Here is a 9,615-nt window from a genome sequence, read left to right as displayed (position 1 = left end):
GGGACCCTCGGAGCCGTCGAGAAGCTCGCTCAAATGGGCATCGAGGACCCAGTAAAGGTACAGCCGGCGGGGATGCACCAGGAGCAGGACCGCGCGGGGGGGACCGCCGGCCGGGGCCAGGGGAGGGAGAGGCGTTGCGGTGCCTTCGATCACTCGCTGTCCTCGAGGCCGCGCTCCCGGCGCGCTTTTTACGGCGGCAACAGGGACGGTGCGGCGGCCGGATGAGCCGTCGGGTGGCGCGATCGGGCGGATTTCGCGGGGATCGGGTGCGTCTATCGTCCGCGAAGACCGGGAGCTTGTCGGAATCCTCCAGAGCATAGCACGAGGTCGTCGCGAGGCGCGAAGCGGGCGGCGCCACTCAGGATTCGCGCCGAAAGTGGCCCCTATCATTACTGACTGCGCGGGAAGCGCGGTAAGATGAGTGGCCGCGTCATGTAATCGACAATGCGGACGCGGAGCTTGTTTGGCCCTGATTTCCTCCCCTCCGAGGAGGGTTGGATGCCCCGTGAAACCGAACTCCAGGTTTTTCCCGACCTGGATGCGCTTTCCCATGCCGCCGCCGGGGAGTTCGCGCGTCTGGCGGGGCGCGCCAGCGAGACCGGCACGACCTTCACCGTAGCGCTATCCGGCGGGTCCACTCCCCGCCGGACCTACGAGCTGCTCGGGACCGAGTACCGCGACCGCGTCCCCTGGGACTCCGTGCAGTTTTTCTTCTCCGATGAGCGCCACGTCCCTCCCGATCATAAGGACAGCAATTACGGCATGGCTTACCGGGCACTGCTGTCCCGCATTCCGGCACCCCCCTGGAATGCGCACCGTCTGGCCACCGAGCTGGAGGACCCGGCGCAGGTGGCGGAGTACGGGGATTACATCCTGCGGCAGTTCTTCAGGGTCGCGGATGGCGAGGTTCCCCGCTTCGATCTGATCTTCCTGGGGCTGGGGGCCGACGGCCATACCGCCTCCCTGTTCCCCGGGAGCCCGGCCCTGAAGGAGACTTCCCGCTTCGTCACCTCGGCCTGGGTCGAATCGGTCCGAGCGCATCGCATCACCCTCACGCTTCCGGTGATCAACCGGGCGGCCGAGGTCCTGTTCCTGGTGAGCGGGGGCGAAAAAGCCGCCATCCTGCGCGAGGTGCTGGAGGGGGACGCACCTGCCGACCGCTTCCCCGCTCGCGCCGCGCGCCCCGTCGATGGCCGGCGGCTCTTCTACGTCGATCGCGCCGCGGCTGCACAGCTGCGGAGTGAAGGGAGCCGATCATGAGCGACAGCCGGACCGGCGAAGACTTTCTGCGGATAGGCTCCGCGGCCGGTGAAGCAAAGCACCTTCCCGAGCTCGCCACCAGAGGCGAGCGCGACACGCAGCGGGAGTGGCTCGAGTCCGATGGATTGGGCGGCTACGCCTCCGGCGTCGTGGCCGGGCCCCGCACCCGGCGCTATCACGCGCTTCTTCTCGCCTCGGCCCGCCCGCCGGCCGAGCGCTTCGTCCTGGTGAACGGACTCGACGCATGGGTCGAGACTCCCAGCGGATCCTTTCCGATCTCGACGCAGTGCTACGCTCCCGACGTCGAGAATCCGCGCGGCTACGAACGGCTGGTTTCGTTCACCGACGATCCCTGGCCGCGCTGGACCTTCGACTTGCACGACGGCACGACCCTGGAGCAGGAGCTGTTCGTCCGGCACGAGGTTCCCGTCACCTGCCTGCGCTGGCGGCTGCTCACCTCCACCGGTAGGACACGGCTGACAATCCGTCCCTTCTTCTCGGGCCGCCACATGCACGAGCTGCAGAGCGAGAACGACGCCTTCCGGTTCGAGCCCGAGGCGGCGGCGCCGGGGCGGCTCCTCTGGATACCCTACCCCGGGGGAATCCCCGGGATCGGCGTGCAGTTCAACGGCGGCTACGAGCACGAGCCCGAGTGGTATCGCGGCTTCCTTTACTGGGAGGAGCGTGCCCGGGGCCTGGACTACCTGGAAGATCTCGCCTCTCCGGGAAAGTTCCGCTTCGACCTCTCGGAGAAAGAGGCGGTCATGATCCTTTCGGCCGAGAATCTGGAGCAGTCTCCCGGCCCCACCAAGCGCGGCGCCATGGTCGCCTTCGAGGGGTACCGGCGCGCCGAGCAGAAGCGACGAGCGGATTTTCCGACCCGATTGCATCGCTCCGCCGACGCCTACCTCGTGAGGCGCGGCCGCGGTCGGACCCTGATCGCCGGTTACCCCTGGTTCTCCGACTGGGGGCGGGACACCTTCATCGCGCTGCGCGGCCTTTGCCTCGCCGCGGGATGCCTTCGGGAGGCCCGCGAAATCCTGATCGAATGGTCCGGCGCCGTGTCGGCCGGCATGCTGCCGAACCGTTTCCCCGACCGTGGCGAGCTCCCCGAGTACAACTCGGTGGACGCTTCTCTCTGGTACATCGTCGCCGTGCATGACCTGATGCAGGCCACCCGGGTGCGGCGCGGCCGGCTTGGACCCTCGGAGCAGAAGCGGCTCAAGGACGCCGTGGAGGCGATCCTGGAGGGCTACACCTACGGCACACGTTTCGGGATCGTCTGCGACGAGGACGGCTTGCTGCGCTGCGGCGAGCCGGGAGTCCAGCTCACCTGGATGGATGCCAAGATCGGAGACTGGGTGGTCACGCCGCGCATCGGCAAGCCGGTGGAGGTGCAGGCGCTCTGGCTCAATGCGCTGGCCATCGGCACGACCTTCTCGAAGCGCTGGGAGGAGACGCTGCAGCGCGGCAAGACCGCCTTCGAAGCGCGCTTCTGGAACGAGGAACGCGGATTCCTGTACGACGTCGTCGACGTGGGTCATCGGCCGGGGGTGAACGATCCCACCTTCCGGCCCAACCAGATCTACGCCGTCGGAGGGCTCCCGCTGGCGCTGCTCGATGGTGAGAAGGCGCGCCGTGTGGTGACCGCCGTCGAGACTCGATTGCTCACCCCGCTGGGGCTGCGCTCTCTCGCTCCCGGCGAGATAGGCTATTCCCCGCGCTACTTCGGGGGCGTCCTCGAGCGTGACGCCGCCTACCATCAGGGGACCGCCTGGCCCTACTTGATCGGGCCCTTCGTCGAGGCCTGGGTGCGGGTTCATGGCGGATCCCCCACCGCCGTCTCCGAAGCGCGCGAGCGCTACCTCAACCCCCTGCTCGCCCAAATCGGCGCCACCGGATTGGGCCATCTCTCCGAGATTGCCGACGCCGAGCCGCCCCACACGCCGCGCGGCTGCCCCTTCCAGGCATGGTCGCTCGGCGAAGCGCTGCGGCTGCGCGACCAGGTGCTGGCATCGGCCGTTCCCTACAATCCCCTCCGCACGCGCCGCCGCGTTCCGGTTTCCGCTCCGACTCCCTGACCCGGTTTGCCGTCGATCGTTCGGCCCGAAAGGGGCTCCCGCTTGCGTGATCCCACACAAAATGGATACCTTGACGGATCGATGAAGCCATCGGACGGCCTCGATCCCGAGCAGCTCCGCCTCGCGGAGGACGCGACGCGGCAGAAGAACTGGAAGCGCTGGGGCCCCTATCTCTCCGAGAGACAGTGGGGCACCATCCGCGAGGACTACTCCGCCGACGGCGACTGCTGGAGCTATTTCCCGCACGACCACGCCCGCAGCCGGACCTACCGCTGGGGAGAGGATGGGCTTCTCGGGCTGGCCGACCGCGAGTGCCGCCTCTGCTTCGCGCCGGCGCTGTGGAACGGCCGCGACCCGATTCTCAAGGAGCGCCTGTTCGGGCTTTCCGGTCCGGAAGGCAACCATGGCGAAGATGTGAAGGAGTCCTATTTCTATCTCGATGCCACGCCCACGCACAGCTACATGAAGGCCCTCTACAAATACCCGCATGCCGCGTATCCGTACGACCGCGTCGTGAAAGAGAACCGCGAGCGCGGCCGCGACCTGGGCGAGTGGGAGATCGCCGACAGCGGCCTCTTCGATGACAGCCGCTATTTCGATCTCTTCGTCGAGTACGCCAAGGACGGGCCCGATGACATCCTCATCCGCCTCACCGCCTCCAATCGCGGCCCCGAAACGGCGTCGCTTCACCTGCTTCCCACTCTCTGGTTCCGCAATACCTGGCGCTGGGACGCGCACTTGCCGGGAGCGAAACCGGAGATCCGCCTCGCCGATCGGATGAGCCTGGCGGCCCGCCACGCGACCCTGGGCGAGATGCGCCTGGCGGCCTCGCCGTCGCGGCGCGGCGTCCGTCCGACATGGCTGTTCACCGAGAACGAGACCAACACCCAGCGCATCTTCGGCACTCCCTCCGCCAGCACCTACGTGAAGGATGCATTCCACGAGGCGCTGATCGCGGGACGGGCCGAGGCAATCAGCCTCCAGGGCCCCGGGACCAAGGCCGCGGCCCATTACCTCCTGGAAGTCCCCGCCGGAGAATCCGAAGTGATCCATCTGCGGCTCTTCATGGAGGCCTCGCCTCCGGCCGATCCTCTCGGCAAGAGCTTCGCGGCGATCTTCGCGTTGCGGCAACAGGAGGCCGATGCCTTCTACGCCGCGCGCCTGCCGGCGAGCCTCACCGACGCGCAAGCCGCCGTCTGCCGGCAAGGATACGCGGGGCTGCTGTGGAGCAAGCAGTTCTATCACTACGTCGTGCGGGAATGGCTCGAGGGAGATCCCGGCGAGCCCCCGCCGCCGCGTGAGCGCCGCAACGGGCGCAACCATGAGTGGACCCACATCTACAACCGCGACGTGATCTCGATGCCCGACAAGTGGGAATATCCCTGGTATGCCGCCTGGGACCTGGCGTTCCACATGATCCCCTTCTCGAAGGTGGATCCCGCCTTCGCCAAAGAGCAGCTGGTCCTGTTCCTGCGCGAGTGGTACATGCATCCCAACGGGCAGATCCCGGCCTACGAGTTCGCCTTCGGCGACGTGAACCCACCGGTGCATGCCTGGGCCGCCTGGCGGATCTACAAGATGACCGGCGGACGCGGCGGACGCGATCGCGTCTTCCTGGAGCGGGTCTTCCAGAAGCTGCTGCTGAATTTCACCTGGTGGGTGAACCGCAAGGACCCCGACGGCAAGAATGTCTTCTCGGGAGGCTTTCTCGGGCTGGACAACATCGGGGTCTTCGATCGCTCCAAGCCGCTTCCCAACGGCGGGCACCTGGAACAGGCCGATGGCACGGCCTGGATGGCCTTCTACGCATCCACCATGATGTCGATGGCCCTGGAGCTGGCGCGCGAGGAGCCGGCCTACGAGGACATGGCCTCCAAGTTCTTCGAGCACTTCGTGGCCATCACCGACGCCATGAACCAGCTCGGCGGAACGGGGCTGTGGGACGAGGAAGATGGCTTCTATTACGACCGGCTGCACCTGAACGGGACCTCGCTGCTCCTCAAAGTGCGCTCGATCGTCGGGCTGATTCCGCTGTTCGCCGTCGAGGTCATCGAGGAGGCGGGGCTGCACGGCTTGGACGGATTCAAGAAGCGGGCCGCCTGGTTCCTGGAGAATCGCAGCGATCTGGCGAATCAGATCTCCTACATGGAGACGAGAGGCGAGGAAGGACACCGGCACTTCCTGCTGGCCATCCCGTCGCGCGAGCGCCTGTCGCGCGTCCTGCGAACCCTGCTGGACGAGGAGGAGTTTCTCTCGCCGTATGGGATTCGCTCCCTTTCGCGGGTGCACCGTGACCGGCCTTATCGCTTCGAGGCGGCGGGGCAGGAGTATCGCGTCGGCTATGAGCCCGGAGAGGGGCTCTCCGGCCGCTTCGGCGGGAATTCCAACTGGCGGGGCCCCATCTGGTTCCCGGTCAACTTCCTGCTGGTGGAGGCGCTGGAGCGCTACCATCATTTCTATCGGGACGGATTCAAGATGGAATGCCCGACCGGATCGGGAAGGATGCTGACGCTCAAGGAAGTCTCGCGCGAGCTGGCGCGGCGGATGGCATCGCTCTTCCTGCCCGACCGGACGGGGCGGCGTCCCGTGCATGGCGACGACCCGCGCTTTGCCGGCGATCCCCACTGGCGCGATCTGATTCTGTTCTACGAATACTTCCACGGCGATCATGGCCGGGGCCTGGGCGCCTCGCACCAGACCGGCTGGACGGCGCTCGCCGTCAGCTTCCTGGAAGACCTGGCCGCCGACCGATTGAAAGGCACCGGACCCTAGATGGCCCCCCCAAAGCCGCACGGTCCACGCATCTTTCTGCGTGCTATACTTTTTTCATGAGGTCCTACCGAAGTCCGTTCCTCGACGTTCCTATCCGTCCCGATCCGGTCATCGAGCTCTATAAGCAGGATATCGATCGCAGCCTCCTGCGGGCCAATCTGAAGCTGACGCCCCAGGAAAGGCTCGAGGCTCTCATGGCCTTCCAGCAATCGCTGGAGGAGCTGCGGAATGCGGGCGAAAGAGCCAAGGCGGTCGCCGAGCTGGAAGCCCTCATGGAAGAGCAACAATCAGACAGCCGGGATTGATGTCACCGATCGACCCGCAGCTTGAGAGCCGTCCTTCCCCTGAAGCTCCGGACCTGACACCGCGCGACGAGCACAATCGCGAGCTTCTTGCCAACGTCCATCCCTCCGGCTGGGCCAATCCCACGCCGCAAAGTCGCTACAACCTGGTCGTCCTGGGCGCCGGCACGGCGGGACTGGTGACCGCCGCGGGAGCGGCAGGCCTCGGCGCTCGCGTCGCGCTCGTGGAGCGCCACCTGATGGGAGGTGATTGCCTGAATTACGGCTGCATCCCTTCCAAGTCGATCCTGCGATCCTCCCGCGTCTGGCACGAGGCGCGCTCCGCCGCGGCGCTCGGGTTCAGCGGCTTCGCCCCCGCCACCGCCGACTTCGGCGCGGTGATGGCACGGATGCGCGGCATCCGTGCCCGCATCAGCCGCCACGACTCGGCGCCGCGCTTCCAGTCCCTCGGCGTCGACGTCTTCCTGGGCGAAGGCCGCTTCGCCGGCCCCGATCGGGTGGAGGTCGGCGACCAGATGCTGCGTTTCAAGAAGGCGGTGATCGCCACGGGCGCCCGGCCCTCCCGTCCCGACGTCCCCGGATTGGAAGAGGTCGGCTATCTCACCAACGAGACCGTCTTCTCTCTGACCGAGCTGCCGCGCCGGCTGGCCGTCATCGGAGGAGGACCGGTCGGTTGCGAGCTGGCGCAGGCCTTTCGGCGGCTGGGGAGCGAGGTCACCCTGTTCCATGGCCGTCCCCGGCTCCTGAACCAGGAGGAGGAAGAATCTTCCGACCTCTTGCGGCAGGTCTTCGATCGCGAAGGGATCCGCGTGCTCCTGGGAAGCCGCCCGTTGCGCGCCGAGCGCGACGGCGGAGGCAAGGCCTTGGTGTTTCGCGGCACGCAAGGCGAAGAGCGGGTGATCGTCGATGAGATCCTGGCCGGAGCCGGCCGGACCCCGAACGCCGACGGATTGGGCCTCCACGCCGTGGGCGTGAAGTCGGATCCACGCCAGGGAATCCTGGTCGACGACCGGCTGCGGACGACGAACCGGCGCATCTATGCCGCCGGCGACGTCTGCTCCGGGATCAAGCTGACGCATGCCGCGGATGCGGCGGCGCGCATCGTCATCCAGAACGCTCTCTTCCTCGGCCGAAAGCGCGTCTCGGCGCTGGTGCTGCCGCGCTGCACCTACACCGATCCCGAGGTCGCCAGGGTCGGAATCACCGAGGCGGAGGCGCGCGCAGCCGGCCTCCCGGTGCGGGTCTTCCTCCGGCGGATGGCGGAAGTGGATCGCGCCCTGGCCGACGGCGAGGACGAAGGGTTCGTGAAGCTCCTGGTCGATACAGGGACCGACAAAATCCGGGGAGCCACGATCGTGGCGCGTCACGCCGGCGAGATGATCAACGAGATCACGCTGGCCATGAACGCCGGATTGGGACTCGGGACGATTTCAGGGGTCGTCCATCCCTATCCGACGCAGGCGGAAGCCATCAAGCAGGCGGCCGATGCCTGCAACCGGACACGCCTCACCCCGAGGGTCAAAGCGCTGCTGGCTCGCTGGCTGCAATGGACGCGCTAGGCTTCCGGAATAGCCCGCCCGATAGACCTTCCGAGTGACGGCAGGCCATCGCTCGCCGACAGTTTCCGTCAGGCCCTTCGCCGCCCCGTGTCGCGTTCGCAAACTCCTGATGCCGCTCCCGACCGGATCCCGCCGCCTGCCTTCCTCATAAAACCCAGGCCTGACAGCGGATGCGAGGTGTCAAGAACCCGTCTCGGGACACCCACTCCCTCTGGAATGCTTCTTGCTGCCACACCCACGCCGGTTCAAGATGCAGGAGGACGGCATGAGCCCAGGAATCGATCAGCAATCCCGCGCCGGCGAGCGGGGATTCTCGATTATCGAGATGATGATCGTCCTGGTTTTCATCGGGGTCATCGCAGCCATCGGCATTTCCAGCGCCTTTTATGCCTTCGACCAATCCCGCCTCGGCAGGACCGTGGCCAACCTGCGCGGCCTCGCCGACGCCATCACCCGCTACCAGAGCGATGTCAGCACCCTTCCGGGCGGCGGATTGCAGCCGGTGAGCAATATTGCCCCGATCCTGCGCCCCGTGTCGGGATCGGTCCCTCTGCTGGACGGCTGGGATCACAACCTCTACTACGAGCCTTACACCACGGCCGGCGGCAACCTGACATTCCGCATCTACTCCTACGGCAAGGACGGCTCGAGCGACGGCATCGTCACCGGCAGCTGGCTGGACTTCACCACCGACATCGTGGTGGAGGGCGGCTCCTTCATCCAGACGAAGTGGTGAGCACATGGCGGGCAAGGGAAACGGCGATCCTCTGAACCGCTACCTGGAGATGCTCGGCCTCAAGCCGGGCGCCTCCCTGGAACAGATCAACACCACCTATTTCACCCTCATCAAGAAGATCGGCGAGAACCCCACCGAGGAGGAGGAGGCGCGCCTGGTGTCGCTGCGGCACGCCTACGACCGCCTCCGGAAGTCCTGCGCCCCGGCCGGCAAGCCGCCCGTCGCCGCGCCTCCTTCATCCCGGCACGCCGGTGAGGAGACGCCGGCCGGCGGCAAGGGAAACGGCGATCCGCAGAGCCGCTACCTGGAGACGCTCGGCCTCAAGCCGGGTGCCTCTCTGGAAGAGATCAACACCACTTATTTCACCCTCATCAAGAGATTCCGCGAGAATCCCACCGAGGAGGAAGAGGAGCGCCTGGTGGCGCTGCGGAACGCCTACGACCGCCTCCGGAAGGGGTACATCCCGGCCGCCAAGCCTTCGATCGCCACGCCCAAGGACCGCCGCATGATGGTGCCCGCGCTGGCAATCCTTTCCTTTCTGCTGCTGGGGGCGCTCGTCGTCCTGAACTACGGCACGATCAAGATGAAGATGACGCATTACGACAACGGCTCCGTCCTGCGCCTCAAGAGCCGCACGGAGCCCTTCGGCGAGATCGTCGGCTACGAGGGCTCGCATCACTTCCCCACGGGCAACCCTTCTCCTGCCTATGCCATCCGCCTGAGCGGCCGTGAAGAGACCCTCTGGGTGAGCGAGCGGGTGGTCGTGGTCGGAATGGCCCGCATCTCCTCGAACTGACCCCGGAAAAACAATGGGCCCGGTCGTGCTATGCTGGGCCGGGTGCCGTGGTTCCATCCTCCGAAATCAATGAAACATACGACTGGTGGGAACCGGGGTCGGCCCCTTG

At 66.6% G+C, this 9,615-nt stretch carries 7 protein-coding genes; all 7 read left to right on the top strand.

Annotation, left to right across the window (positions count from 1 at the left end; genetic code table 11):
- Window positions 1-498 precede the first annotated feature (498 nt).
- Window positions 499-1,260: a 6-phosphogluconolactonase gene (pgl, locus tag VFW45_12960; GenBank protein HEU5181693.1), complete on the top strand. Its 762-nt coding sequence runs from the start codon at window positions 499-501 to the stop codon at window positions 1,258-1,260.
- The gene (locus VFW45_12955; protein HEU5181692.1) at window positions 1,257-3,341 is read left to right on the top strand and encodes an amylo-alpha-1,6-glucosidase; all 2,085 of its coding nucleotides are present in this window, start codon (window positions 1,257-1,259) and stop codon (window positions 3,339-3,341) included. Before pgl ends, VFW45_12955 begins: the two co-directional genes overlap by 4 nt.
- An 81-nt stretch (window positions 3,342-3,422) precedes the next feature.
- Entirely contained in the window at window positions 3,423-6,113 is a 2,691-nt protein-coding gene (locus VFW45_12950) for a glucosidase (protein HEU5181691.1), read from the top strand.
- A 56-nt stretch (window positions 6,114-6,169) separates the two neighbouring features.
- Window positions 6,170-6,418 (top strand): hypothetical protein, encoded by a 249-nt coding sequence (locus VFW45_12945; protein HEU5181690.1) that lies wholly within the window; start codon window positions 6,170-6,172, stop codon window positions 6,416-6,418.
- Entirely contained in the window at window positions 6,418-7,974 is a 1,557-nt protein-coding gene (locus VFW45_12940; GenBank protein ID HEU5181689.1) for a mercuric reductase, read from the top strand. The genes VFW45_12945 and VFW45_12940 overlap by 1 nt, the downstream gene beginning before the upstream one ends.
- Before the next feature lie 265 nt (window positions 7,975-8,239).
- Entirely contained in the window at window positions 8,240-8,710 is a 471-nt protein-coding gene (locus VFW45_12935) for a type II secretion system protein GspG (protein HEU5181688.1), read from the top strand.
- A gap of 4 nt (window positions 8,711-8,714) precedes the next feature.
- Window positions 8,715-9,506 carry a hypothetical protein gene (locus VFW45_12930; protein HEU5181687.1) on the top strand — a complete coding sequence of 264 codons (792 nt, stop codon included), beginning with the start codon at window positions 8,715-8,717 and terminating at the stop codon, window positions 9,504-9,506.
- Window positions 9,507-9,615: the final 109 nt, after the last annotated feature.

The organism is Candidatus Polarisedimenticolia bacterium (genome assembly GCA_035764505.1).
Classification (GTDB): domain Bacteria; phylum Acidobacteriota; class Polarisedimenticolia; order Gp22-AA2; family AA152; genus AA152.
The sequence above is the reverse complement of the archived record's forward strand: the minus strand, read 5'-3'. Positions and strand labels throughout refer to the sequence as shown.